Below are 26,120 nucleotides of genomic sequence, written 5' to 3'. Positions count from 1 at the left end.
CTGATCAAGGTTTGTTCAAAAAACGTCCTTCCAGGATCGCAGCACGGTGAAGGTATCCTCTGGATTTTCCAAGCATTTTAAGGCGTGTTTCTCAGCAGAAAATTTCACGGAATCCTGTTCGCATCGCAGAAAAACGTTGAACTCCCGCTCATCCCCCAGCCGTGAGGGCAGACTCGGCAGACCCTGCTGGCGCAGCTTGCTGATCAGTCCAATCCGCTGCTGGATCGCCTGGTTGTCCGGCTCGACCGCGTAGGCGAAACGCAGGTTGGAGAGGGTGTACTCATGGGCACAATAAATGAGGGTATCGTCGGGCAGGGTGGCGAGTCGCTGCAATGAGGCGTGCATCTGGGCCGGGGTACCTTCGAACAGGCGGCCGCAACCGGCACTGAAGAGGGTATCGCCACAAAACAGCATGCCATGGCCGTAATAGGCGATGTGGCCATGGGTATGGCCGGGCACATGGATCACCTCGAGACTCAGCCCATGCCAGTTGATCTGATCCCCGTCATCGAGCCACTGGCCGTGATGAGCAGGCATAGGGTCAAGTTTGGGGCCATAGAGTCTGGCGTGGGGAAAGTGGCCGAGCAGGGCGGTGACGCCTCCCACATGATCGTGGTGGTGATGGGTCAGCAGGATCGCGTCGAGCTGCAGCTCCAGTGCAGCCAGTCGCTCCAGCACGGGTTCGGCATCGCCCGGGTCGACGACCAGGCAGTGATTTTCGTGTCGGATCAACCAGATGTAGTTGTCGTTAAAGGCAGGAACTGTGATCACTGGATACATGAGTCTGCTTCTCTTTATGGAGGGTATCTTATATAACTGGATGGCGTTCGAACCCCAAGTTGAGCCCTATTATGCAGGTGGCACGTACCGAACAACAAATCGAGATCCCGACCAGCTGGTCGGCACTGCCCATGGGGGACTGGGTAGCGGCCGAGATCCAGGAACGGCTCGACAGCTGGTGTCCACATCTGTTTGGTTATCATCTGCTTAAAGTCGGGGCACTGAGCGCCGAACTCTCCTGCGGCTGCTCTTCCATTCGCCACCAGATAGGGGTCGCCCCCAGCGGCAGATTGCTGGATCTCAAGGGCGACCCACTGGCCTTGCCGGTGCGCACCGGCAGCGTGGATGCCTGCCTGCTGGCCCACTGTCTCGACTTTTCACCCGACCCGCATCAGGTGCTGCGCGAGGCGGAGCGGGTGCTGACCGACGATGGATGGCTTATCGTCAGCGGCTACAATCCGCTCAGCCTGGTCGGTATCGGCCACTGCCTGCCTTTCCTGCGTCAACATCTGCCCTGGTCGGCCCGCATGTTCACTCCGGCGCGGGTCACCGACTGGCTGCAGCTGCTCGGGTGTGAAGTGATGTTTGACGAGCGCTTTGGCTACTCGTTCATGGGCAAGCAGAGCCGAATAGGCTGGTGGCGGGAGAGTGTGGGGCGGGATTATTGCAGGCCGTTTGCGTCCGTTTACGTGATAGCGGCGCGCAAGCGGCGCTTTCCGTTGACGCCGGTACGCCGCCGCTGGCGCTTGCCCGAGTCGATTGCGACGCCGGGCATGGCGCGTCAGGGTTGGTAGCCGGTATCCTCGGCCAGCTGTTTGCCGCTGGCGGCCTCGCGGGCCAGCTCGTCACAGCGTTCGTTTTCCGGGTGACCGGAGTGCCCCTTGACCCAGAGCCATTCGATCTGATGGCGCGCCACTTCCGCATCCAATGCCTGCCAGAGATCGACGTTCTTGACCGGCTGGCGGCTGGCTGTCACCCATCCTTTCTTCTTCCAGCCGATGATCCACTGGGTGATCCCCTGGCGCACATACTGGCTGTCGGTGGTGAGTCTGACCTGGCAGGGCTCGTTCAGGGTGCGCAGCCCCATGATGGCGGCCATCAGCTCCATCCGGTTGTTGGTGGTGAGGCGAAAACCGGCGGCGAGCTCCTTGCGGTGCTTGCCATAGACCATGACGGCACCATAGCCGCCAGGGCCCGGGTTGCCGAGACAGGAACCATCCGTATACAAATCGATCTTTTTTAGCATGAGTCTTGGGGTAAACTAGCGGGTAAAGCCGAAGTTTGACATAGATTGGATCATGAACACACCCCAACTGAATCGCCAGATCATTCTGGATACTGAAACCACAGGTATGAACACCGCCGGTGGCCCCGTCTATCTGGGACACCGCATCATCGAGATCGGCTGTGTGGAGGTGATCAACCGCAAGCTGACCGGTAACCACTTCCATGTCTACATCAAGCCGGATCGGCTGGTGGACCCCGAGGCCATCCAGGTTCACGGCATCACCGACGAGTTCCTGCGTGACAAGCCGTCGTTCAGCCAGATCGCCGACGAGTTCATCGAGTTCATCCGCGGTGCCGAGCTGATTGCCCACAACGCGCCGTTTGACGTGAGCTTCATGGACTATGAGTTCGGCAAGCTCGGCCTCAATTTCAAGACTGCCGACATCTGCGGTATCACGGATACTCTGGCGATGGCGCGGGACCTGTTCCCCGGCAAGCGCAACAACCTCGACGTGCTGTGCGATCGCTACGGCATCGACAACTCGCACCGTACCCTGCACGGGGCTTTGCTCGATGCGGAGATCCTGGCGGACGTCTACCTGCTGATGACGGGTGGCCAGACCAAGTTGAATCTGGCTACCGAGAGCAGTGAGAATGAGAGCAACCAGGACACCAGCATCCGCCGGCTGGAGAGCAATCGCCCACCGCTCAAGGTGATCCGTGCCAGCGCCGAGATTGAGGCGGTGCACGAGGCGCGGCTGGATCTGGTGCAGAAAAAGGGAGGAGCCTGCCTGTGGCGGCAATGAGCAAGCTATGGGGCGGCCTGCTGTTATTGGCCTCGCTGACGGCCTCGGCCAACGAGGTGTTTGCCCCCTCCGACATTCCCCTGCTCGACAATCGCTTTCGCATTGATTACGGGGTGAAAGAGATCACCTTCATCGTGACGCGCAAGCCGGGCACCCCGTCGGTGATCCTGGTGCGTCCGGACGGCAGCAAGCTCTATGTGGGCAAGGTGACGCCCCCCGATGTGGGCTGGCTGGCGCTCAAGGATCAGGATCTCATCACCATCCGTGATCCCATGCCAGGCCCCTGGCAGGCCATCGGCGAGGTGGACCCGGACAACCGGGTGCGCCTGCTGTCGAACATCAGGCTGGAAACCGATCAACTGCCGACCCAGCTCTATCAGGGGGAAAGGGTCAAGCTCAAGTCCTGGCTGCTGATCGACGATGCACCGCCCAAGGCGGGCTATTACCTCACCGACCTTGGCATGACGGTGCGATTGCAGCGTTTCAACGACGCCAAGCAGGAGGATGAGCCCATCGTTAACGAAGTGCTCGGCCACTATCGTGACGATGGCAAGGGGCTCGACGAGGTGCCGGGTGACGGCATCATGACCGCCGAGGCGGTGCTGGATGTGGCTGCGGGAAAATACCGGGCCATGTATAGCACGGGCAATCAGGTGTTCTCCCGCGCTCGCTATCAGGACGTGCTGATCTACCCGTTGCCGGTCAACTATACCCTGGCGCCTCCCTCGCAGGAGTTTGGCGCCAAGCTCTCCTTCCTGATCGATGCCGATGAGCTGGATCCGGCCTCCGTGGTAATTGAAGGTAAGGCGACCAACACGGTGGGAGCCAGCATGGCGTTCAATGCGGTGGCGACCGAACCCCGGGTGGAAGTGGATCTCTCCGCCATCAAGGAGGTCGGCCAGTATGAGGTGAACGCCACCCTGTTTGGCACGACCCGGCTGGGCCGCGAGATCCAGGTCACGCTGCCGGTGAAATCGTTCAATATCTTCCCGGTGCTTGCGGCTGAGCCATCGGCGGCCTCTGCGGCTTCTGAAACCTCGGCGGCAGTGCCCAACCAGGTGAAATTCGAGGAAAAACAGAGCAGCGGCTGGCTGATCTGGCTGTTGGGTGGAGTCGGCATCCTGCTGGTCTTGCTGGGCGGCATCGGTTTCATCTTGCTGCAAAAGCGGCGGGCACTGAAAAAAGCGATGGCGGCGCAGAAGGCCGAGAGCGAAAGCGCCAAGCCGGAAGCCAAACTGGATCTGAACCTGCCCGAACAATAACCGGGCAACCGCATGAAAAAGCCGCCCATCACGGCGGCTTTGTTATTCATGGGCAGACGGGTTAGCTACAACCTTTCAGCATCAATGTTCCCCGACGTAGATGTCCTTGTGTTGATCGCGGATCTCGAGGAATTTGTCGAGGTTGGCCAGCATCAATTCTACCAACTGGGGATCGAAGTGCTGACCTTTCTCTTCCTGGATCAGCGCCAGTACCTTGTCCAGCGGCCAGGCCTTCTTGTAGCAGCGATCCGAGCCGAGCGCATCAAACACATCGGCCAGCGCCACCACCCGCCCTTCCAACGGAATGGCATCACCCTTGAGGCCACGGGGATAGCCGCTGCCATTCCACTTTTCATGGTGGTTGCCGGCGATGGTCGCGCCAATCTGGAACAGCGCCAGATCGCTGCCGGAGAGCATGTCTTGTCCCAGCTGGGCGTGGGTCTTCATGATCTCCCACTCCTCGGGGGTCAGCTTGCCCGGTTTGTGGAGGATGGCATCCGGGATGCCCACCTTGCCGATGTCGTGCAGCGGGGAGGCGCGTTTGATGAGCTCGCTCTGCTCCTCGCTCATGCCAAGCAGCTGGCAGAACAGTTCGGTGTAGAGGGCGACCCGTTTCACGTGCAGGCCGGACTCCTTGGAGCGGGTCTCCACCAGCTCGCCGATCCGATAGATGATCTCGCGCTGGTTGTCGGCGATGACCTCGTTGAGCCGGATGTTCTCCAGCGCCACTATGATGTTTTCGGTAAACAGGCTGAGCAGCCCCATGTCCATCTGGCTGAGCTGACGAGTGGTCTCGATATGAAACAGCAGGTGATGACGGGGGTTCTGGCAGTAGAGCACCATCTGGTTGCCATCATAGACGTTGGCACGATTGGCCATGGCCTGGCGCAGAATAGAGGGGGCATCCGCCAGTCGCAGTGACGGGTGGCCCGGCAGCAGGGGCTCCAGAATTTGATCCCGCACTTCGTAGGCGAACTGCTTCACGTCGTAGATTTGCGACTCTTCCAGGCTGAGCAGGGCCCCGAGCTGTTCCTGAGCGCCTTCGACAAACTGGCGCAGCGCCCGTTTCTCGAAGATCCCCTTGGAGGCCTCAATGACTTTTTCCAGTCCCTGGCGATTGCTCTCCAGCGTGCGAATATCGCGATATGAACGCAGGCTGGCCCGCAGCAGGGTGCGCAGCTTCTGGGAGGTGAGCTCGGTCTTGTCCTTGTAGTCGTTGATGTCGTAGTTGGTGACCACGTCATCTTCCGGGGCCTGACCGGGTTGGCCGGTGCGCAGTACGATGCGCACCATCTTGTTTTGCAGATCCTCGCGCACGAATTTGACCACATCGAGGCCGGCGTGATCGACCTCCATGACCACGTCCAGCAGCAGCAGTGCTACGTCCGGAGTCTTGGCGAGCAACTCCCTGGCCTGGGCGGCTGAATAAGCATGCAAAAATTCAATGGGTCTATTATCGAATTCAAACTTGCTCAGGGTGATCTTGGTGATGCGATGAACCTCGGGTTCATCGTCCACAATCATCACCTTCCATCCAGCCTGCTGGTCATCGAGAAGGGGCAGATCGTCATCGTCAATAATCAGGATTTGGTCATCCATCATGCAATCCTGTTTGGGATCCTGTGCTTACATTAACTGCTTCACTAAGGATAGGAAACTTATTGAGAAATAAAATTTGATCTGTGAAATCTCTTTGTCGTCATCCTGTTCCGGCCCCCTAAAAAAACGCCTCCACATGGGAGGCGTTTGACTATCTATGTGTCTGTCAGGCGGCTCTGTGATAGGCCGATGGCTCGAACAGCGCTTTGTTGGCCACCAGGTCGATGGGATCAAAATCATCGACGTTGATGGTGCGCAGGCGGCTCTCTTCGGCGCGGCGCAGCAGGTCCGCTTCGGTCTGGTTGAGAACTCCCTGCGCTAGGCCGATCTCTGCCACCTTGTCCAGTTGCATAAACGGACGCTTGATGCCGTCAGCCTTGCATACTTTCTCAAACAGCGGCTCGGCAGAGAGCACGTCGTCCAGCGCCTGCTCCAGCAGGCCGAAGGGGTTGCCCTCTTCGCGGGTGAGATACTGCCCCTGGGCCAGACGGCTGCGGGCTTCACTCGGAGTTTGCAGCAGGCGGGCGACCTGGCTGTCCAGCTTGTCGCTCGGGCGCTTCAGGTCGCGACCCAGCGGCAGCACGATGACGCGCAGAGCCAAGCCAATCCAGCGATTCGGGAAGTTGCGCAGCAATTCGTCGATAGCTTCCTGCGCCTTGAACAGGGCATCTTGCAGTGCCCAGTGCAGCAGCGGCAGGTCGGCGTGCTGACGACCCTCATCCTGATAGCGCTTGAGGGCACTGGAGGCCAGATAGAGCTGGCTCAGCACGTCGCCAAGACGGGCGGAGACCCGCTCCTTGCGCTTGAGCTCGCCCCCCAGGGTGCCCATCGCCATGTCTGACAGGAAGGCCAGGTTGGCAGAGAGGCGGGAGAGCTGCTGGTAGTAGCCCTTGGTCTGATCCTTGAACGGCGCGGCGGCGAAGCGGGCTCCGGTTAACCCTAAGCAGAAGCTGCGCACCAGATTGCTGATGGCAAAGCCGACGTGGCTGAACATCGCCTTGTCGAAGTCCTTGAGGGCCTGTTCCTGATCCGGGTGGCTGGCGGCCAGCATCTCCGGCAGCACGTACGGGTGGCAGCGGATGGCGCCCTGACCGTAGATGATCATGCTGCGGGTCAGGATGTTGGCCCCTTCTACCGTGACGGCGATGGGGGCACCCTGATAGCCGCGGGCCAGATAGTTGTTGGGGCCCATGCAGATGGCCTTGCCACCGTGGATGTCCATAGCATCGATGATGCACTTCTGGGCGCGGTCGGTGAGGTGATATTTGACGATGGCAGAGATGACCGAGGGTTTCTCGCCCAGGTCGATGCCGGTCACGGTCAGGTTGGCGGCGGCCCCCATGATGTAGGCGTTGCCACCGAGACGGGCCAGCGGCTCTTCAATCCCTTCCATCTTGCCGATAGGCAGCTTGAACTGGCGACGGATACGGCTGTAGGCGCCGGTCGCCAAGGCCAGCATCTTGACGCCGCCGGTGCTGTTGGAGGGCAGAGTGATGCCGCGTCCGACCGACAGACACTCCACCAGCATGCGCCAGCCCTGGCCAGCCATGGCCGGGCCGCCGATGATGAAGTCGAGCGGGACGAACACGTCCTTGCCGCGGGTCGGGCCGTTCTGGAACGGCACGTTGAGCGGGAAGTGGCGGCGGCCGATGTCGACTCCCTTGATGTGGGTCGGAATGAGGGCGCAGGTGATGCCAAGCTCTTCTTCGTCACCCAGCAGGTGATCCGGGTCGCGCAGTTTGAAGGCCAGACCCAGCACGGTCGCGATGGGGGCGAGGGTGATGTAACGCTTGTTCCAGGTGAGGCGCATGCCGAGCACCTCTTCTCCTTCCCATTCACCCTTGGCAATGATGCCGAAGTCGGGGATGGAGCCGGCGTCTGAACCCGCTTCGGGACTGGTCAGGGCGAAGCAGGGGATCTCTTTGCCGACCGCCAGACGGGGCAGGTAGTAATTCTTCTGCTCGTCGGTGCCATAGTGTTGCAGCAGCTCACCCGGGCCCAGCGAGTTGGGCACGCCAACGGTGGAGGCGAGCACGGCGCTGGCGCCGCACAGCTTTTGCAGCACGCAGGATTGGGCATAGGCGGAGAATTCCAGCCCGCCATATTTCTTCTTGATGATCATGGCGAAGAACTTGTGGTCCTTCAGGTATTGCCACACTTCGGGAGAGAGGTCGGCTCGCTCGTGGGTCACTTCCCAGTCGTTGACCATGCGGCACACTTCTTCAACCGGACCGTCCATAAACGCCTGTTCTTCGGCAGACAGCGTGCTGACCGGAATGGCGTGCAGCTTCTTCCAGTTCGGGTTGCCGGCAAACAGGTCTGCTTCCCACCAGGTGGTGCCCGCTTCAATGGCCTCTTTCTCGGTGCGGGACATCTCCGGCATGATGGATTTGTAGAGTTTGAACAGCGGCTTGGTCAGCTGGTTGCGACGAAAATCCACCAGGTTGAGGGGGATGGCGATCACGGCAAACAGCGCCCAGACCAGCAGGGGGACGTGGCCATAGAGGGTGCCGACAATCAGGGCTGCCGCAGTGGCAAGCGTGGAGGTGAACAGAGACGCCCGGCGATAAGCCATGGCGCCGATCACCAGGATCACTCCGAGCAGAGTGAGGGTCGTCGTCATTTTTCGCTCCTTGCATGAGTTGCCGAAGTTGGGTGAATATGGTTGAACTGATCCAGAGGTCTGACCTGTTGGATATGGTCCCTGTTGTAATTCATACGCACAAACTTATCAAGCTGTTTACAAGCTTGTTACCTTGGCTCTGTGATCGGCATAACGTCCTGCAGAGGGGCGCGTGACGGGCAGGGGGCGACTCCGGGATTGGCTTGTGCGACAATGGCGCGGCCCATATTTTGGAAGAGACATCATGTACCAAGAACTGATCCGCAATGAATTGACCGAAGCTGCCAGCGTGCTCCAGGCGTTCCTGGCAGATGAGCAAAATCTCAAGGACATCGAAGCGGCCGCCAAGCTGCTCGCTGACTCCTTCAAGCAGGAAGGCAAGGTACTCTCCTGTGGCAACGGTGGTTCCCACTGCGACGCCATGCACTTTGCCGAAGAGCTGACCGGCCGTTATCGCGAGAACCGCCCCGGTTATGCCGGTATCGCCATCTCTGATCCCAGCCACCTCTCCTGTGTGTCCAACGACTTTGGCTATGACTACGTCTTCTCTCGCTACGTAGAGGCAGTCGGCCGTCGCGGTGACGTGCTGCTCGGTATCTCCACCAGCGGCAACTCCGGCAATATCCTGAAAGCCATCGAGGCTGCCCACGCCAAAGGCATGAAGGTGATTGCGCTGACCGGCAAGGACGGCGGCAAGATGGCCGGTCTGGCCGATGTCGAGATCCGGGTGCCGCACTTTGGTTACGCCGACCGCATTCAGGAAGTGCACATCAAGGTGATCCATATCCTGATCCAGCTGGTCGAAAAAGAGATGGCCAAGTAAGGCAGGGGTCTCGAGCCGGGATAGTCGTGCCTTGTCTGGCCGTGTCCCGGCGGGATCTTGCGCAAGCGGCCGGTGTCAGCGCAGGCTGAGCCGGCCGATTGGCAATGAGATGGTCAAGTAAGCAAGGAGCCCGCAGCCTATGTGCGAACTGCTCGGCATGAGTGCCAATGTGCCGACCGATATCTGCTTCAGCTTCACCGGCCTGATGCTGCGCGGCGGCAAGACCGGGCCTCACAAGGATGGCTGGGGCATCACTTTTTACGAAGGGAAAGGCTTTCGTACCTTCAAGGATCCCGAGCCCAGCGCCCAGTCGCCGATTGCCAGGCTGGTGCAGGCGCTGCCCATCAAGAGCCGCGCCGTGGTCAGCCATATTCGGCAGGCCAACCGCGGCTGCGTCTCGCTGGAGAATACCCATCCATTTACCCGCGAGCTATGGGGCCGTTACTGGACCTTTGCCCACAATGGCCAGTTGACGGGTTACAAAGGGTTGGCCACCGGCCGCCATCGACCGGTGGGCGACACCGACAGCGAGCACGCCTTCTGCTGGCTGCTCGATCGGCTGGAACAGAAATATCCCCGACGCCCTGCCAACTTCCCCGCCATGTTTCGCTACCTGGCGACCCTGTGCGACGAGCTGCGCGGCCTGGGGGTATTCAACATGTTGCTGTCGGATGGGGAGTTCGTGATGACCTACTGCAGCAACAACCTCTACTGGCTGACCCGGCGAGCCCCGTTCGGGGAGGCCCGTCTGCTGGATGAAGATGTCGCCATCGACTTTCAGAGCGAGACGACACCGGACGATGTGGTGACCCTGATTGCGACCCGGCCGCTGACCGGTAATGAAGACTGGGTAAAAATGGCGCCGGGCGAGTTCAGTCTGTTTCGGCTGGGTGAGCGGGTTGGTGCCAATCAGCTGATCCAGAGATAAAAAAATACCAGGGTAGAATCCTACCCTGGTTCTTCGCAGCAGCCATACAGGCAAAAGGGATGAGAGAGGTGTTGCTGAGTCGCATCATTCTCACGGTCGCCATTGTTATTTAATTGTTAATTTCATGGCAACATTTATGTTGCAACTCGGCCATCTATTGTCTGGTTAGGCGATCCTGATCACACTTTTCTCATTCACGTCCCGTTTGAGTTCGATTTTCTGACGGCAATGAAAGGTGACTGAGTCGTGCCGGGCATCTATAGTATGGTCTGTTTGAATACCATCAGGAGGATGACGGAATGGAGTGGCTGGATCAGAAGGTGTTGCGACAGCTGGCGGAAGACATCGGCCAGGAGATGATGCCGGTGGTGATCTCGGTCTTCATCGAAGAGGTGGGGGAACAGCTTGCCCAGCTGCGCCCGCTCTATGAACAGCAGGACTGGCCCGCACTGGCCCGGCTTGCCCACAGCATGAAGTCCTCCTGCGGCAGCTATGGTGCCCAGCTCAGTTACCAGCAGGTGGTGGCGCTGGAACAAGCCTGCAAACATGAAGACGGCGAGCAAGTCTCCCGTTTGCTGGCCGAGCTGGAGCAATCCCTGCCCCAGGTGCTCTCCCACCTCGCCAACTATCACTGAGCCCCTGCAGCCGGCGCATGGGCGCCGGACTTGCCATCCTCTACCCGCCCATTAGCGTTGATTAACCAGTTGCTGGATAACCCTGTCCAGTGCCAGCTTCAATTTCAGGCGATCGTGCCGATGGGGAAGGGCGGCCTCACCCAGCTCGGCCAGGATCAATCGGCCAGCCAGCTCTGCCGGGTATTCCCCCGCGGGTGCCAGAATGGCATCGACCCGACCCGCTCCGACCCGTGATTCCAGCCAGCGCCATTGGTTGTGCAGGCTGAGCTGGCTGGCAGGACCGTTTTCGGCGACCAGATTGCAGATGAACACCAGCATGGCATCACTCTCGTTGATGGCCTGGGCCACCTCAGCCAGCAGCAGGGGCGGCATGATGGAGGTAAGAAAGCTGCCGGGGCCGAGGATGATCATGTCGGCCTGTGCCAATGCCTGCACCGCCTCGCGGGTGGCCGGTACCTCCGGACTCAGGCTGAGGGAGAGCGGCGGGGTGTCGAGCTGATCGATGGAGACTTCCCCCAGTATCTGATTGCCACAGGCCGTGTGGGCGCACAGGTCGGTGGGAAATTCAGACATGGGTAGCAATTGTGACTCTATTTTCAGCATGTCGCTGATGAGCTTGATAGCATCAAGAGGGCGTACGCAGAGGTTGTCGAGCGCCAGCAGCATCAGATTGCCGAGGTTGTGGCCCGCCAGTTCACCGCGACCGGCGAACCGATATTCGAACAGCAGGCTGCCGATACTGGGATCGGTCACCAGTTGATTAAGGCAGTTGCGCAGATCCCCCCAGGCGATACACTCCTGGCTCTTGCGCAGTCGTCCGGTAGAGCCGCCATCGTCGGTGGTGGTGACGATGCCGGTCAGGCGCGATCCCAGAAACGAGAGTGAAGAGAGCACACGGCCCATGCCGTGGCCGCCACCGATGGCGACGACCCGGTCAAAATCATTGATGTTCTTCTGCCACATGCCGTTTTCCTGTGGTTGGGCTCAATTGAATGTGATTCTAATCGATAAGACGGGATAATTGTTTGATTAAGGTATGATTTTTGCTTACCCCCAGCATCATGAACAACTAGGAGATGGTGTTGAACTTCCTGACGGCTCACTCTCTTGAAGAGACTTCCCTGCTGGCTGCCCGGCAGGGAAGTGAGCGGCTGCTCGCTCAATCACCTCATTCCCCTTCGCTGTTACTGGTCTATTTTACTCAGGCTCACGATGCCGAGGAACTGCGCCATCACTTCAAACAGCAGTTCCCGTCGTCTCGGATGATAGGTTGCAGCTCCTGTGGCGGGGTCATGACCCAGACCGGCCATCATGCCCGCCAGGGGATCGGTCTGGCAGTGGCGGCCATCTACGATGACAAGGGAGCCTACGGCGTGGCGGGCCAGGCGGGGGATGCGGTGGATGTGCGCCAGCTGCTGCGCAGTGCCATCGCCGACGGGGGGCGCCCCGGCGAGCTGCCACAACTCATCTTGCTGCATGCCAGCCCGGGCCAGGAGGAGGCGATGCTGGAGAGCATCGAAGCCGAGCTGGGCACGACGGTCCCGGTTGTCGGGGGCTCCGCCGCCGACAACAGCGTCAGCGGTGACTGGCAGCTGTGCTGGGATGAGGGCAGTACCCGCGAGGGCGTCGCACTGGCCGTGCTCTATCCCGATTGCCAGCTGGCGTTCCAGTTTCACTCCGGCTATGTCCCCACCGAATATCGCGGCACCATTACGGCCCTGTCGGGACGGGAGATCCTCACCATCGATCATGAGCCGGCGGCCGAGGTCTACGCTCGCTGGAGCGGACGGACAACCCCCTGGCCGGTGGGTCCCATCCTGCGGGAGACCACCCTGTCACCGCTGGCCAGACAGGTTGGCACCCTGGATGACATGCCCTATTACAAGCTCTCCCACCCGGAAGCCGTGACAGAAGGTGGCGGATTGCGCCTCTTTACCGATACTCAGGTCGGGGAGCGGTTGCTGCTGATGTACAGCAGTCAGGAGGGCTTGCTGCAACGCAGTCTGAATGCAACCCGCATCGAACCCGAGTACGGCATGGCCACCGAGATGCAGCCGTTTGGCGCCCTTGTGATTTTTTGTGCTGGTTGTCGCTTGGCTCTTGGTGATAGCTTATGCCAATTTGTCGATCAATTTCATACCCGGCTGGGGGATATCCCCTTCATCACCCCGTTCACCTTCGGCGAGCAGGGCCGCCTGCCCCATGGTGAGCTGGCGCACGGTAACCTGATGGTCTCGAGCGTGATCTTCCTCGACAGCTGACATTGCGCTGGAAACAAGATGATAGGTAACACGGAACTGGAAGCCCTCGGCGACAAGCTGCAGACCACCTTGGTGGAGCTGGTGCGTTGCCGGGAACGCGAGGCCAAATACCGCCAGGAGTCGCAAACCCTGTTGTGCGGGGTGGCGACGCTGGCCGATGCCCAGACGCTGGAGCAGGTGCTGGACAGCCTCATTCAGGTGCTCAAGCCCTTCATCGGCTTCGAACATGCGGATGTGGTGGCCTGGGAAGGAGAAGGCGGCATCACCCACCTCAGCACCCAGGATGGTGAAGTGGGGCGCAGCTGGCAGCTGACCCCGCTGTTCTCTCGTGCCATCGAGGGAGAGACCTTGGTCATCTATGATCCGACCCAGTTGCCGGAACTGGCACCGCTGGCCGATGTGGCGGGCTGGGCAAGCGTTATGATGACGGGCTTGCGCGCTCCCGGTTTTTCCGGCGTGCTCATCTGCCGTCACGCCGTGATGGGGACCTTCGATCTCAAGAGCAAGGCGGCCATGCAGCGCTGCCGTCCACTTATCTCCCAGGCGTTGGTCAACATCGCCTATCGAGCCCGTCTACAGGAACAGGTCGAGCTGAAAACGCTGGCCCTGCAAGCGGGCGAACAGCGTTTTCGCAGCTTTGCCGGCATGGCGTCCGACTGGTTCTGGGAGACGGATACCGAGCACCGGCTGAGCTATGTATCCGCCCCCGGCCAGCAGGGGGACATGCTGGTGCATCAACCCGGCCAGAGCCTCTACGATTACGCCCATGACAGGCGCGACCCCGAATGGGGCAAGTATCGCCGGCTCATCGGTCTGCACCTGCCGGTGCGGGCGGTGCGGGCCCAGGTCAGCCTGGCCAAGGGGCCGCGCTGGATGGAGATCAACGCCGAACCCTGTTTCGATGCGGCCGGCGCCTTCATCGGTTATCGCGGCACGGCGCGGGATGTGGGCAACCAGATCCGCCGTGAGCAGGAGCTGGCCAGGGCGCGGGACGAGGCGGAGGCGGCCAACCGCGCCAAGTCGCAGTTCCTGGCCATGATGACCCACGAGATACGCTCTCCCATGAACGCGGTGCTGGGCATGCTGGACCTGCTGCAACACGCCCAGCTCGAGCCCCAGCAACAGACGCTGCTGGGCCACGCCACCCATGCGGCGCGCCTGCTGCAGACCATCATCGACGATGTGCTCGATTTCTCGAAGATTGAATCCCATACCCTGGAGTTTCACTGCGAGACGCTGCAGCCGGCTCAGCTCTGCCAGTCCCTCATCGAGCCGCTGTTGGCGCAGGCGGACAGCAAGGGCATCGACCTGCGTTGGCGGGTAGACGACGCCGTACCAGCCCAGTTGCAGGGGGATCCGGTGCGCCTCTCCCAGGTGATCAGCAACCTGCTCGGCAACGCGGTGAAATTCACCAGTCAGGGCAGCGTGTTGCTGCAACTGAGCTGGTATGAACAGCAGTTGAGGGTCTCGGTGACCGACTGCGGGATCGGTATCTCGGCCGAGGATCAGGCGCTGCTGTTCGAACCCTTCTCTCAGGTCGATAGTTCGGCCACCCGCCGTTTCTCGGGCACCGGGCTGGGGCTGGCCATCAGCAAGCGGCTGGTGGAGTTGATGGGCGGCAGCATTCAGCTGCGCAGTGCCCCTGGTGAGGGGAGCTGCTTCTGGTTTGATTTGCCGGGCATGGCGCTGCCATGCGAATGCAGCAGCCGGCCGGAGCCGGATCAGCAGCCCATTCAGGATCTGGATGTGCTGGTGGTGGAAGACAGTCCGGTCAACCAGCTGGTGGTATCGCTCATGCTGCAAAAGCTGGTTAGCCGGGTCAGAGTCGCGGCCAACGGGCTGGAGGCGCTGGCCCAAGTAGCAGAGCAACGGCCGGATCTCATCCTGATGGACATGCGGATGCCGCAGATGGATGGACTGGAGGCGACCCGGCGTCTGCGAGAACTGGGTTGTAGCGTACCCATCGTGGCGCTGACGGCCAACGCCATGGCGGAAGACAGGGCTCGTTGCCTGGCCCAGGGGATGGATGACTTTCTGGCCAAACCGATAAGTCTGATGCGGCTGCGGGAGTGTCTGCAGCGCCATTTTCAGCCCGCAGCGCCGGATCGCAGCTAAAAAAAATGGTCAACCTGGGTGGTTGACCAATTCTTCAGCAAATACTGAAGAGAGCACGGGATAAATCGGGTTGTACGATTCTATATGAAAAAGTCGTGCCAACTTTTCAGAACCAGTTTATGCGGCTTGCAGCGCGGTTATTGATTTCTATTGGGCGCTTTATTTGCAAAATGCGAAATTCTTGTTTTCATTATCGGAATATTCGCATTTTGCAATACACTTCTGACTCACTGTGCGATCAGTCGGCGCAAGAATTGACGGGCCGCTTCGCTATTTTGTTTGGCAATCAACATCTGCTTTTCATAGATCGGCATCGGCAGGATTTCGAGCCAGCGTTGGCAAAGCCAGGCCGCATCGTCAAACTGCTTGTCCGGGTAAAGTTCATCCAGTTCCGGATACTGTTCAAACACTTCCCGCAGCCGGGTCACCAGCGGCTTGTCGCTGAAGTCTGAATGGGTGCTCGGCCAGTTGGGCAGGGCTTCGACTCTGGCCCGGCGCAGACCCAGCTCGTCCGTTTCCATCTCGTGGATGCAGAAACGTTCCATGCCGAGTACGGTGACGCCGAGCAGGCCGTCATTCAGGGTGTAAAAGTCGGTGACTTTGACCCGGGTGCCGACCGGCAGGATCCGCCCGGACTTGCCAGTCGTCGTCGCCTCTTCCATCACGATGCCGAAGCCCTGGTCATCGATGAATGACTCTTTGAGCATCTGCAGGTGGCGCGGTTCAAACAAACGCAGAGGAAGCTTGCCACCAGGCAGTATGTGGGAAGGCAAGGGGAACAGTGCCAAGGGTTGAAGTTTCATGTTCCATCCTCCATTGAGTAATTGCTGAATAGGACAATGCAGCGACTGTGCCAGAGAATGAAAAAAGCCACCGGAAGGTGGCTTTTTGCTGGATGGGATGGCGTTTAGTTGCGCTGCTCCAGGTACATGACAGCAGCTTCCACGCGGCTTTGCGCCTCGAGCTTCTTGAGCAGGCTCTTGACGTGTACCTTGACCGTGCCTTCGGAAATATGGAGCACGGAGGCGACCTGTTTGTTGGAGAGGCCCTTTGCAATTTCGCGCAGGATTTGCATTTCGCGACGCGTTAAGCTCTCCAGCTTCTGCTGCAGGTGATCCAGCTCGTAAATGTTCTCGAGGTAGGGACGCAGCGGCTCGCTCAGGATCTGCTTGCCTGTCATCACGTCCGCCAGCTGGGCCAGCAGCATCTCTGGCTCGGTATCCTTGAGCAGGTAGCCATCGGCGCCGGCCTTGAGCAGCGCCACCACGTCCTGACGGGCGTCGGACACGGTCAGGATCACCACCCGGGAGGTCACTTCCTCGGTGCGCAGCGCCTTGAGGGTGTCCAGACCGGAGAGGCCTTTCATGTTGAGGTCGAGCAGGATCAGATCCGGTTCGGACTCCTTGGCCATGGCGACGGCATCGGTACCGTTGGAAGCTTCACCGACGACTTCGATGTTTTCCTCCAGGGCCAGCAGCTGCACAATTCCTTTGCGCATGAGGGGATGGTCATCCACGACCAGAACACTATATTTCATCTCGTCCATCAGGCATCTCTTGTTAGGCTGGTGGGAAAGGTCAGATGTACGCAGGTGCCTCTGGGCGGCCTTTCGCTGATGGTCAGCAGACCATGCAGCTTGCTGGCACGCTCGTTCATGATGCTCAGGCCATAGTGGTTGACCGCCGAGCTTGCGATCCCTATTCCGACACCATCATCTGAAATCTGAACCTGGATGTTACCATCGGCGAGGGTCTCACAGCTAACATCAATCACTTGCGCACTGGCATGTTTGATGGCATTGAGCACTGCCTCACGGATCAGCTGCAAGATGTGGATGTGCTGACCGGCTTCGAGATCGGTATCGGCCAGACCGTAATGGAGCCTGATGTCGGCCTGGGTCTGCGGCTTGAGCTGCTCCAGCATCACCTTGATGGCTTCACCGAGGTTGGCGTCGCCAATGCTGAGACGGAAGGTGCCGAGCAGCTCGCGCAACTGGGTATAGGCGCTGCCAAGCCCCTCGTCGATCTGCTGCATGGCGGCTTCGGCCTTGACCGTATCCCCTTTGGCGAAGGAGCGCTTGAGCAGGGTGGACTGGATTTTGAGATAGGAGAGGGCCTGGGCCAGCGAGTCGTGCAGCTCGCGGGCGATGACGGCCCGCTCTTCCATCAGCAGCAGGCGCTGGTGTTGCAGCAGGGTCTGATCCTTGTGCAGCACCTGGGCCAGCAGCATGGAGAAGTTTTTCATCAGCCGCTCGTCGATGGGGTGGCTGCTGATGACGTCGAGCCGGCCATACTCCTGCTCGTCCATCTGCAGATAGAAGCTGACCACGGCATCCAGATCGCCGGGCCAGCCCTTGCGGCCGGTGATGTAGTCCGGCATGGCATTGTGCTCGAAGCGGGTCAGCCGGATATAGTCGATGTGCTGGTGGGCCGCCGCCCGCTCCAGCAGCTTGAGCAGGGTACGCCGGCTCAGCGGCGCCGCGTGCAGCTTCTGGGCGGTGCTGTAGAGGAAGGAGAGGGTGTCGTTGGCCTGCTGCAGCTTGGCGGTCTTCTCTTCAACCTTGCTCTCCAGCTCCCGGTAGAGCTTGCCGAGTTCGTCGGCCATGGTGACGAAAGCCCCCGACAGCTCCCCCAGCTCGTTTTCACAGTGGGGGGGCAGGGTCAGGTCGAACTCCTGGCGCTGGATCTGGCGGGCGCAATAGACCAGCTGGTTGAGCGGAGCCACCACCTGCTGGCGGGTAAAGCGCACCGTGAACCAGGCGATGGTGATGATGGAGAGCAGCCCCAGCCCTTCGGCCAGCGCCAGCATGCGCACCTTGAACTCCACGTGGTACTGCATCTGGTTGACGAAGTCGTCGATGGCCGCGACGAACTGCTCGGTGTTGTCGGTGTAGCGCCGTGGGGTGGCGTTCTCGATGTGTTCGCGCATCACCTGCCACTGCTGCAGCACCTCGCCATAGGTGCGACGCAGGGAGGCGGGAGTGATCCAGCGCTGGGTCTCCTGCAGTTCGGCGGCGTGCAGGGTCTGCTCGAACTGATCGAGCCGGCTCAGCACCTGCTGGCCCTGTTCAATCTCGTAGGCCATGCGGTAGGCCTGCATCCGCAGGGAGCCGGAGAGGTTGATCGCCTTGGCGTCGGGCACCGAATAGAACAGGGTCACCATGGCTACCACGGCGATCAGGCTTGCCATGAACAGGATGAGCACCATGGAGCGTCCGATGGCGCTGCTGACCGAATGTACCTTGAACCACTTTCCCATGCCGGCTCTCTTCCTCGACTTCAGACAATAACCCCACAAAGTAGCATGGGAGTGTACTCCAACTTGTGCTAGCATCGAAAAACTAGATGAACTCCGAGCGGTTTTGCCTAAGTCCTCATGATAGGGGGAAACCGCCGTCAGCCGATGTTCGAGCTGTAAGGGTCAGGAAAGAAATGCCCTGGCCTCCCGTATTTGGAAAGGTGTTTATGTCGCCACTGCAAGATGGTTTTTCCCGTCGTTTCTACTATTTGCGCCTGTCGATCACCGACGTGTGCAATTTTCGCTGTACCTACTGCCTGCCCGATGGTTACCGCCCACCGGCCGGTGACAAGGCGGGGCGTCAGCCCTTTCTCTCTCTGGAAGAGATCCGCCGCGTCGTGTCCGGATTTGCCGCCATGGGCACCCGCAAGGTGCGCCTGACCGGCGGGGAGCCCTCCCTGCGCCGGGACTTCACCGCCATCATAGAGACGGTGGCCAATACCCCCGGCATCGAGAAGGTGGCCATGACCACCAATGGTTATCGTTTGAAAGAGCGAGCCCAGGAGTGGTTCGATGCGGGCCTGACCGCCCTCAACGTCAGTGTCGACAGCCTGGATCCACGCCAGTTTCACCAGATCACCGGTGAGAACAAGCTGGCGGAGGTGATGGATGGCATCGAAGCGGCGCTGGTCGCCGGCTTCAAGTCGGTCAAGATCAATGCCGTGCTGCTCAAGGGGCTCAACGATCATCAGCTGGATGCGTTTCTGGCCTGGATCCGGCACAAGCCCATCGAGCTGCGCTTCATCGAGCTGATGCAGACCGGCGAGATGGATACCCTGTTTCGCGATCATCACGCCAGCGGGGCGCTCATCAAGCAGCGTCTGCTCGATGCCGGTTGGCTGCAGCAGCTGCGCGGTGCCGACGATGGCCCCGCCCAGGTGTTCATGCACCCGGAGTCGATGGGTGGGGTCGGGCTCATCATGCCCTACAGCAAGGATTTCTGTGCCGGTTGCAACCGGCTGCGGGTCTCTTCCCTCGGCAAGCTGCACCTCTGTCTGTTCGGCGATCACGGGGTGGAGCTGCGGGATCTGTTGACGGCCGACGACCAGCAGGATGAATTGCAGCAGCGGATCCGCAGCGCCCTTGCCGGCAAGGCGGCGACCCATCGACTGCACGAAGGCAATGCCGGCATGACCCCGCATCTGGCCTCCATCGGCGGCTGATCCACGGCAGCCGACAAAAATAGCCATCGATTAATAAGCAATCCTCAAATGGGGGTATTTTGCCTTGCCCCCATTGTTCTTTATTGCGCCAAGGGTTTGATCCAGCGCAAGAATCCCCCCTGATTATCTCCCTGGTGGTATATCCCTGAACTTGTCAGGGCCGCAATATACACCCACTCTTATAATAGGTATTGAAAATACCTGTCATGGGACTCACTCGTGCGCCATTACCAGCAGCAAGGAGCCGTTATGCCGGATGGGGTCAACCTGTCGCGTCGCAGTCTGTTTCGGGGTCGTCTGACATCGAATGAGCCTCGGGTGCAACTGCCCTGGTCCGTCGCCTGGTCCGATTTTGCCGCCGACTGCACCCGCTGCGGTGACTGCCTCACGGCTTGCCCGGAACAGATCCTGGTCAAGGGCGATGGTGGTTTTCCAAGCGTGGATTTTCTGCGCGGCGAGTGCACTTTTTGCGGGGAATGTGTCGCCGCTTGCAAAGTGCCGATATTTCGCCCGACCACGGAGGCACCCTGGCAATACATCGCCCATATTGAAGCCAACTGTCTGGCCCATGGCCAGGTATTCTGCCAGCGCTGCCAGGACAGCTGCGAGCCCCGGGCGATCCGTTTCTCCCCCGTGCTGGGCCGGGTGCCGACCCCCAGCATCGATGCGGCAGCCTGCACCGGTTGCGGTGCCTGCGTGATGGATTGTCCGGTGGGCAGCATCCGGGTGGGGGCCCCCGCTGGCGAGGAGTCCAGATGAAGCAGGATCTGTGTGAAGCAGGAGTCACAATGAAACAAGAGTTCCATGTATCGAGCCTGGTGGTGTTGACCCAGCCCTCCTTGCGTCACCAGCTCGCAGACGAGATCGCGACCCTCGAGGGAGCCGAGATCCATGCCGTCAGTGATGAGGGCAAGCTGGTGGTGACCCTGGAAGGTCCGAGCCAGCGTCCCATCATGGCGGCCATCGACGCCATCAATGCGATGCCGGGCGTGCTGTCCGCCGCCCTGATTTACCACCAGTTTGATGAGCTCGAGGCCCAGAGCAAGGAGTAGCGCCATGAGGCCGAGCCTGCGTGACTCATCGTAATGGCCGCCATGGATGCAAAGATAAAGCGATGCCGGGGTACGAGTTCGCCGCCCTGAGCCAAAACCAGTTCGATACACTCGACAACTTACGCGATAAGCAATGTGAGGATATGCCATGAAGCTGAGTCGACGCGACTTTATGAAGGCCAACGCGGTGGCGGCAGCCGCTGCCGTTGCTGGTGTCAGTGCCCCTACGCTGGCGGCCAATCTGATCACCAGTACCGACAAGACCGCCATCACCTGGGACAAGGCACCGTGCCGTTTCTGCGGTACCGGCTGTTCCGTGCTGGTGGGTTCCCAGGATGGGCGCGTCGTGGCGACCCAGGGCGATCCCGATGCACCGGTCAACCGCGGTCTTAACTGCATCAAGGGTTACTTCCTGTCCAAGATCATGTATGGCCAGGATCGCTTGACCCAGCCCATGCTGCGCATGACGGACGGCAAGTTCGACAAGAACGGCAACTTCGCCCCCATCAGCTGGGATCAGGCCTTCGACATCATGGCCGAGAAGTTCAAGGCCACCCTCAAAGAGAAGGGGCCGACTGCGGTTGGCATGTTCGGCTCCGGCCAGTGGACCGTGTGGGAAGGCTATGCCGCCGCCAAGCTGATGAAGGCGGGTCTGCGCACCAACAACCTGGATCCCAATGCCCGTCACTGCATGGCTTCCGCAGTCGTGGGCTTCATGCGTACCTTCGGCATGGATGAACCCATGGGCTGCTACGACGACATCGAGCAGGCCGACGCCTTCGTGCTGTGGGGCTCCAACATGGCCGAGATGCACCCGATCCTCTGGTCGCGCATCTCCGATCGCCGTCTGTCCCATCAGGATGTGCAGGTGCACGTGCTCTCCACCTTCGAGCACCGCAGCTTCGAGCTGGCAGACAACGGCATGGTGTTTACCCCGCAGACCGACTTGGCGATCCTCAACTACATCGCCAACTACATCATCCAGAACGACAAGGTGAACTGGGAGTTCGTCAACAAGCACACCCAGTTCCGCAAAGGGGTGACCGACATCGGCTACGGCTTGCGTCCCACCAACCCGCTGCAGCAGAAGGCCAAGAACCCGGACAGCGGCGACTCCACCCCGATGAGCTTCGATGACTTCGCCAAGTTCGTGGCGGATTACGATCTGGAGTCCGTCTCCAAACTCTCCGGCGTGCCCAAGGACAAGCTCGAGAAGCTGGCCCAGCTCTATGCCGATCCGAGCAAGAAGGTGGTCTCCTACTGGACCATGGGCTTCAACCAGCATACCCGCGGTGTCTGGGCCAACAACCTCTGTTACAACATCCACCTGCTGACCGGCAAGATCTCTACCCCGGGCTCGGGTCCGTTCTCCCTGACCGGCCAGCCCTCCGCCTGCGGTACTGCCCGTGAAGTGGGTACCTTCGCCCACCGTCTGCCGGCTGACATGGTGGTGACCGAACCCAAGCACCGCGCCATCGCCGAGAAGATCTGGAAGCTGCCGGAAGGCACCATCCCGGAGCAGGTGGGCTACCACGCCGTGCTGCAAAACCGCATGCTCAAGGACGGCAAGCTCAACGCCTACTGGGTGATGTGCAACAACAACATGCAAGCCGGCCCGAACATGAACGAAGAGGGGCTGCCTGGTTATCGCAACCCGGCCAACTTCATCGTGGTGTCCGACCCTTATCCGACCGTGACCGCCCAGGCGGCCGACCTCATCCTGCCGACCGCCATGTGGGTGGAGAAAGAGGGGGCCTACGGCAACGCCGAGCGCCGTACCCAGTTCTGGCACCAGCAGGTCAAGCCGCCGGAAGGGGCCAAGTCCGACCTGTGGCAGCTGATGGAGTTCTCCAAGCGCTTCAAGGTGGAAGAGGTGTGGCCGGCGGAACTCATCGCCAAGATGCCGGAAGTGAAGGGCAAGACCCTGTTCGACGTGCTCTATGCCAACGGCCAGGTCAACCAGTTCCCGAAAGAGCAGAGCAAGGGGGCCCTGAACGACGAGGCTGAGCACTTTGGTTTCTACGTCCAGAAGGGGCTGTTCGAAGAGTACGCCACCTTCGGTCGCGGCCATGGCCACGATCTGGCGCCGTTCGATCAGTATCACGAAGCCCGCGGCCTGCGCTGGCCGGTGGTGGACGGCAAGGAGACCCTGTGGCGCTATCGCGAAGGGTTCGACCCTTACGTGAAAGCGGGCGAAGGGGTGCGTTTCTACGGCAAGCCCGACGGCAAGGCGGTGATCTTCGCGCTGCCCTATGAGCCGGCTGCCGAAGCTCCGGACAAAGAGTACGACATGTGGCTCTCCACCGGTCGCGTGCTGGAGCACTGGCACACCGGTACCATGACCCGCCGGGTCCCCGAGCTCTATCGCGCCTTCCCGGATGCGGTGCTGTTCATGCACCCGGAAGATGCCAAGGCCCGTGGTGTGCGCCGTGGTGAAGAGGTGATCGTCTCCTCCCGCCGCGGCGAGGTGAAGACCCGGGTCGAGACCCGCGGTCGCAACCGTCCGCCCAAGGGACTGGTGTTCATGCCCTTCTTCGACGCGAGCCAGCTGGTCAACAAGCTGACCCTGGACGCCACCGATCCGCTCTCCAAAGAGACGGATTACAAGAAGTGCGCCGTCAAGGTCGTCAAGGCATAAGGCGGGGGAGCGCGAGATGAGTCGTAGTCGGCGCCAGTTTCTGGCCGACATGGCCAAGGGGGCCTGCGGTGTGGGTCTGCTTGGCGTGGGGCTCGGCGGCATGGCGCGCCAGCAGGTGCAGGCCGTGCCTGCCCAGGCGCTGCGCCCGCCGGCCGCCCTCGACGAGGCACAGTTCCTCGGCGCCTGCGTGCGCTGCGGGCTCTGCGTCGAGGCCTGCCCCTACGACACCCTCAAGCTCGCCCGGCTGTTTGAACCCGTGACCACCGGCACCCCCTACTTCAAGGCGCGCGCCGTCCCGTGCGAGATGTGTGAAGACATCCCCTGCGTGGTGGCCTGCCCGAGCGGGGCGCTGGATCAGACCATGACCGACATCGATCAGGCGAGGATGGGAGTGGCGGTGCTCATCGATCACGAGACCTGCCTCAACTACCTGGGGCTGCGCTGCGACGTTTGCTACCGGGTCTGTCCACTGATCGACAAGGCAATCACCCTGGAGCTGCAACATAACCAGCGCACCGGCAAACACGCCATGTTCCTGCCCACGGTGCACAGCGATGTCTGCACCGGTTGCGGCAAGTGCGAGCATGCCTGCGTGCTGGAGGAGGCGGCCATCAAGGTGGTGCCTCGCCAGCTTGCCAAGGGGGAGATTGGCCACCACTACCGGCTCGGCTGGGAAGAGAAGGCGAAGGCGGGCAAATCGCTCATCGGCGACAGGCTCACTCTGCCGACCCGCAAACCGGAGGGGCTATGAGTCGTTATCCGGGAGCCGAGGCTACGGCCAGGCTGGGCTGGTGGCGGTCACACCGCTTCCTGCTGCTGCGCCGGCTCTGCCAGCTCGGTGTGCTGACGCTGTTCCTGCTGGGGCCGCTGGCGGGCATCTGGATCCTCAAGGGCAACCTCTCCAGCTCGCTGCTGCTGGAGACGGTGCCGCTCACGGATCCGCTGACCCTGCTGCAGTCGTTGGCGGCGGGCCATTGGCCCATCCCCACCCTCTGGCTGGGGGCCGTCATCGTGCTGCTGGGTTACTGGCTGGTCGGGGGACGGGTGTTCTGCTCCTGGGTCTGTCCGGTCAACCTGGTCACCGATGCCGCGGCCTGGCTCAGGGGGCGACTTGGCCTCAAGGGCAACGGTCAGTTCAGTCGCACCACCCGCTACTGGTTGCTGGCCATGGTGCTGGTGGCACCGGCCATCGCCGGTGTACTGGTGTGGGAGCTGGTCAATCCGGTGTCGCTTACCCTGCGCGGCCTGCTGTTTGGCATGGGGGCGGGCTGGGCCTTGCTGGCGGTGCTGTTCCTGTTCGACCTCTTCGTGGTGGAGCGGGGCTGGTGCGGTCACCTCTGTCCGGTGGGGGCCTTCTATGCCTTGGTCAACCGGGTCGGGTTCATCAAGATTTCTGCCAAGGGGCGCGAGCGGTGCAGCAACTGCATGGATTGTTATGCGGTCTGCCCGGAACGTCCCATCCTGCGCGGCCCCGTTCACGGTGCCAAGCGTGGTCACGGGCCCTTGATTGTGGCTCAGGAGTGTACCAACTGCGGCCGTTGCATCGATGTCTGCGCGGAGCAAGTTTTTGAAATCACTGTAGGTTTTGCCGTCAAGGCAGAGAAAACGTCGGAGAACACATAATGAAGAAGCTGATTGGAGCAATGCTGGCCTGTCTGATGGCAGGTTCCTTGATGGCGGCAGTCCCCGAGATCACCAACAGCACGGGGGGCATCAAATCGGAGCGGGGGAGCACGGATCTGGTGACGGATGCCGATGCGGCCCCCATGAAGAACTTTCGCAAGGATGGTGACCTCTACGATCGCCAGTACATGCATCAGCCCCCGCTGATCCCCCACGACACCCGCAACTATGAAGTGGACAACAAGGTCAACAAGTGCCTGGCCTGTCACAGCTTCAAGAACGCCAGCGCCATGAAGGCCCCCAAGATCAGCCCGACTCACTTCGAGACCCGTGACGGCATGACCCTGGGCGAGGTCTCGCCGCGTCGCTACTTCTGCCTGCAGTGCCACGTGCCGCAAGCGGATGCCAAGCCGCTGGTGGAAAACACGTTTAAACCAGTTGAAGCGCTGAACTGAGGAGCCCATAGATGAAATTACCCGGTTTTGTGCAGCGTCTGTGGACCACCTTCAAGTCTCCCTCGAAGGCCGCCCTCTGGGTGCTGCTGTTGATGGGATTCTTCGGCGGGGTCATCTTCTGGGGCGGTTTCAACACCGCCATGGAAGCCTCCAACACCGAGAAGTTCTGTACCGGTTGCCACGAGATGAAGGACAACGTGTTCGTGGAGTACCGCGACACCATCCACTACGCCAACCGTTCCGGCGTGCGTGCCAGCTGCCCGGACTGCCACGTGCCGCATGAATGGACCTACAAGATCATTCGCAAGGTGCAGGCGTCCAAGGAGCTGTGGGGCATGCTGACCGGCAAGGTGGATACCCGCGAGAAGTTCGAGTCGCACCGGCGCGAGATGGCCGAGCGGGAGTGGAAGCGGATGAAGGACACGGATTCGAGGGAGTGTCGCAACTGCCATAACTTCGAATACATGGACTTCTCCCTGCAAGGCAAACGGGGTGCCCAGATGCACTCCACCAGTCTGGCCAGCGGCGAGAGCACCTGTATCGACTGTCACAAGGGTATCGCTCACCAGCTGCCCGACATGACGGGCGTGAAGGGCTTCTAAGCCCACCTGATGCAGGCCGGGTTCGCCCGGCCTGTTCATATTCCGCCCGGTCAGGGCAAAAGCGCCGTCGGGCGCCCTTTTAATCCCCCCTCTGGCGCGAGTTTTGGTAGAATCGGCCCGCCGTGAGTCGCAGCGCGTGACCGACTGGTCAAGGTTTGGTCCTGACGGACACGAGCCTCTCCTCGCAATCGAGCGCTGCCAGCCGGGATCCTGGCCACTTTTCTTCTCTTT

At 60.7% G+C, this 26,120-nt stretch carries 24 protein-coding genes and 1 riboswitch; of the genes, 16 read left to right on the top strand and 8 right to left on the bottom strand.

Translation table 11 applies throughout. The features are described from left to right. Positions 1–15: 15 nt before the first annotated feature. A complete protein-coding gene (gloB, locus tag PG881_RS05545; RefSeq protein ID WP_029303442.1) occupies positions 16–780 on the bottom strand; it encodes a hydroxyacylglutathione hydrolase in 765 nt (254 codons plus the stop codon). 71 nt (positions 781–851) lie between these two features. Here gloB and PG881_RS05540 point away from each other — a divergent pair, with 71 nt between their 5' ends. Then, on the top strand, positions 852–1,574 hold the full coding sequence (locus PG881_RS05540; protein WP_016350242.1) for a class I SAM-dependent methyltransferase: 723 nt from the start codon (positions 852–854) through the stop codon (positions 1,572–1,574). Here PG881_RS05540 and rnhA read toward each other — a convergent pair. Beyond that, a complete protein-coding gene (rnhA, locus tag PG881_RS05535) occupies positions 1,562–2,026 on the bottom strand; it encodes a ribonuclease HI (protein WP_017409841.1) in 465 nt (154 codons plus the stop codon). The two genes, PG881_RS05540 and rnhA, sit on opposite strands and share 13 nt — an antisense overlap. Before the next feature lie 52 nt (positions 2,027–2,078). Between rnhA and dnaQ the strand changes: the two genes are divergently transcribed. Together dnaQ and PG881_RS05525 are read left to right on the top strand one after the other, a co-directional pair. Then, positions 2,079–2,813: a DNA polymerase III subunit epsilon gene (gene dnaQ, locus PG881_RS05530; RefSeq protein ID WP_011705465.1), complete on the top strand. Its 735-nt coding sequence runs from the start codon at positions 2,079–2,081 to the stop codon at positions 2,811–2,813. Beyond that, on the top strand, positions 2,810–4,075 hold the full coding sequence (locus PG881_RS05525; protein ID WP_270798511.1) for a TIGR03503 family protein: 1,266 nt from the start codon (positions 2,810–2,812) through the stop codon (positions 4,073–4,075). The genes dnaQ and PG881_RS05525 overlap by 4 nt, the downstream gene beginning before the upstream one ends. Positions 4,076–4,156: 81 nt before the next feature. On the opposite strand, the gene PG881_RS05520 is transcribed toward PG881_RS05525, so the two are convergent. Both PG881_RS05520 and fadE read right to left on the bottom strand, forming a co-directional pair. Further along, positions 4,157–5,674 (bottom strand): HD domain-containing phosphohydrolase, encoded by a 1,518-nt coding sequence (locus PG881_RS05520; protein ID WP_011705467.1) that lies wholly within the window; start codon positions 5,672–5,674, stop codon positions 4,157–4,159. Between the two features lie 166 nt (positions 5,675–5,840). After that, positions 5,841–8,297, bottom strand: coding sequence for an acyl-CoA dehydrogenase FadE (gene fadE / locus PG881_RS05515; protein ID WP_270798508.1), 2,457 nt, complete (start codon positions 8,295–8,297; stop codon positions 5,841–5,843). A gap of 244 nt (positions 8,298–8,541) precedes the next feature. Between fadE and lpcA the strand changes: the two genes are divergently transcribed. The 3 genes from lpcA to PG881_RS05500 all read left to right on the top strand — a co-directional run bounded on the left by lpcA (position 8,542) and on the right by PG881_RS05500 (position 10,683). Continuing rightward, positions 8,542–9,120, top strand: a complete 579-nt coding sequence (lpcA, locus tag PG881_RS05510) for a D-sedoheptulose 7-phosphate isomerase (protein WP_011705469.1) — start codon at positions 8,542–8,544, stop codon at positions 9,118–9,120. Between the two features lie 139 nt (positions 9,121–9,259). After that, positions 9,260–10,048: a class II glutamine amidotransferase gene (locus PG881_RS05505; RefSeq protein WP_270798506.1), complete on the top strand. Its 789-nt coding sequence runs from the start codon at positions 9,260–9,262 to the stop codon at positions 10,046–10,048. A gap of 299 nt (positions 10,049–10,347) precedes the next feature. Next, on the top strand, positions 10,348–10,683 hold the full coding sequence (locus tag PG881_RS05500; protein WP_039213741.1) for an Hpt domain-containing protein: 336 nt from the start codon (positions 10,348–10,350) through the stop codon (positions 10,681–10,683). Positions 10,684–10,734: 51 nt separating this feature from the next. On the opposite strand, the gene PG881_RS05495 is transcribed toward PG881_RS05500, so the two are convergent. Beyond that, complete coding sequence (locus PG881_RS05495; RefSeq protein ID WP_039213739.1) at positions 10,735–11,646, bottom strand: gluconeogenesis factor YvcK family protein; 912 nt, start codon at positions 11,644–11,646, stop codon at positions 10,735–10,737. 113 nt (positions 11,647–11,759) lie between these two features. Here PG881_RS05495 and PG881_RS05490 point away from each other — a divergent pair, with 113 nt between their 5' ends. Next, positions 11,760–12,944: an FIST signal transduction protein gene (locus PG881_RS05490; RefSeq protein ID WP_270798502.1), complete on the top strand. Its 1,185-nt coding sequence runs from the start codon at positions 11,760–11,762 to the stop codon at positions 12,942–12,944. Positions 12,945–12,962: 18 nt separating this feature from the next. Beyond that, the gene (locus PG881_RS05485) at positions 12,963–15,059 is read left to right on the top strand and encodes an ATP-binding protein (protein ID WP_179101332.1); all 2,097 of its coding nucleotides are present in this window, start codon (positions 12,963–12,965) and stop codon (positions 15,057–15,059) included. A gap of 227 nt (positions 15,060–15,286) precedes the next feature. Here the strand turns inward: PG881_RS05485 and PG881_RS05480 are convergent, their stop codons facing one another. The 3 genes from PG881_RS05480 to narQ all read right to left on the bottom strand — a co-directional run bounded on the left by PG881_RS05480 (position 15,287) and on the right by narQ (position 18,317). Continuing rightward, positions 15,287–15,862 (bottom strand): LON peptidase substrate-binding domain-containing protein, encoded by a 576-nt coding sequence (locus PG881_RS05480; RefSeq protein ID WP_011705475.1) that lies wholly within the window; start codon positions 15,860–15,862, stop codon positions 15,287–15,289. 104 nt (positions 15,863–15,966) lie between these two features. Further along, positions 15,967–16,605 carry a two-component system response regulator NarL gene (gene narL, locus PG881_RS05475; RefSeq protein WP_011705476.1) on the bottom strand — a complete coding sequence of 213 codons (639 nt, stop codon included), beginning with the start codon at positions 16,603–16,605 and terminating at the stop codon, positions 15,967–15,969. Beyond that, complete coding sequence (gene narQ, locus PG881_RS05470; protein WP_016350249.1) at positions 16,605–18,317, bottom strand: nitrate/nitrite two-component system sensor histidine kinase NarQ; 1,713 nt, start codon at positions 18,315–18,317, stop codon at positions 16,605–16,607. The genes narL and narQ overlap by 1 nt, the downstream gene beginning before the upstream one ends. Positions 18,318–18,396: 79 nt before the next feature. Continuing rightward, positions 18,397–18,536: riboswitch (molybdenum cofactor riboswitch) on the top strand. Between narQ and moaA the strand changes: the two genes are divergently transcribed. The 8 genes from moaA (at position 18,524) to PG881_RS05430 (ending at position 25,889) form a co-directional block, all read left to right on the top strand. Further along, a complete protein-coding gene (gene moaA, locus PG881_RS05465) occupies positions 18,524–19,519 on the top strand; it encodes a GTP 3',8-cyclase MoaA (RefSeq protein WP_041213764.1) in 996 nt (331 codons plus the stop codon). (Overlaps the previous riboswitch by 13 nt.) A gap of 249 nt (positions 19,520–19,768) precedes the next feature. Next, positions 19,769–20,278 (top strand): ferredoxin-type protein NapF, encoded by a 510-nt coding sequence (gene napF, locus PG881_RS05460; protein ID WP_011705479.1) that lies wholly within the window; start codon positions 19,769–19,771, stop codon positions 20,276–20,278. 29 nt (positions 20,279–20,307) lie between these two features. Beyond that, positions 20,308–20,571: a chaperone NapD gene (locus tag PG881_RS05455; RefSeq protein WP_011705480.1), complete on the top strand. Its 264-nt coding sequence runs from the start codon at positions 20,308–20,310 to the stop codon at positions 20,569–20,571. A gap of 148 nt (positions 20,572–20,719) precedes the next feature. Next, positions 20,720–23,209, top strand: a complete 2,490-nt coding sequence (gene napA / locus PG881_RS05450; RefSeq protein ID WP_016350252.1) for a nitrate reductase catalytic subunit NapA — start codon at positions 20,720–20,722, stop codon at positions 23,207–23,209. Positions 23,210–23,225: 16 nt separating this feature from the next. Beyond that, positions 23,226–23,960: a ferredoxin-type protein NapG gene (gene napG, locus PG881_RS05445; RefSeq protein WP_011705482.1), complete on the top strand. Its 735-nt coding sequence runs from the start codon at positions 23,226–23,228 to the stop codon at positions 23,958–23,960. Then, the gene (gene napH, locus PG881_RS05440) at positions 23,957–24,832 is read left to right on the top strand and encodes a quinol dehydrogenase ferredoxin subunit NapH (protein WP_168755153.1); all 876 of its coding nucleotides are present in this window, start codon (positions 23,957–23,959) and stop codon (positions 24,830–24,832) included. The genes napG and napH overlap by 4 nt, the downstream gene beginning before the upstream one ends. Then, positions 24,832–25,287 (top strand): nitrate reductase cytochrome c-type subunit, encoded by a 456-nt coding sequence (locus tag PG881_RS05435; protein WP_005299342.1) that lies wholly within the window; start codon positions 24,832–24,834, stop codon positions 25,285–25,287. The genes napH and PG881_RS05435 overlap by 1 nt, the downstream gene beginning before the upstream one ends. An 11-nt stretch (positions 25,288–25,298) precedes the next feature. After that, positions 25,299–25,889, top strand: a complete 591-nt coding sequence (locus PG881_RS05430; RefSeq protein WP_011705485.1) for a cytochrome c3 family protein — start codon at positions 25,299–25,301, stop codon at positions 25,887–25,889. Positions 25,890–26,120 lie beyond the last annotated feature (231 nt).

Source organism: Aeromonas sp. QDB54 (genome assembly GCF_027707385.1).
GTDB lineage: Bacteria > Pseudomonadota > Gammaproteobacteria > Enterobacterales > Aeromonadaceae > Aeromonas > Aeromonas hydrophila.
This window is presented reverse-complemented; position numbering and strand designations above follow the sequence as displayed.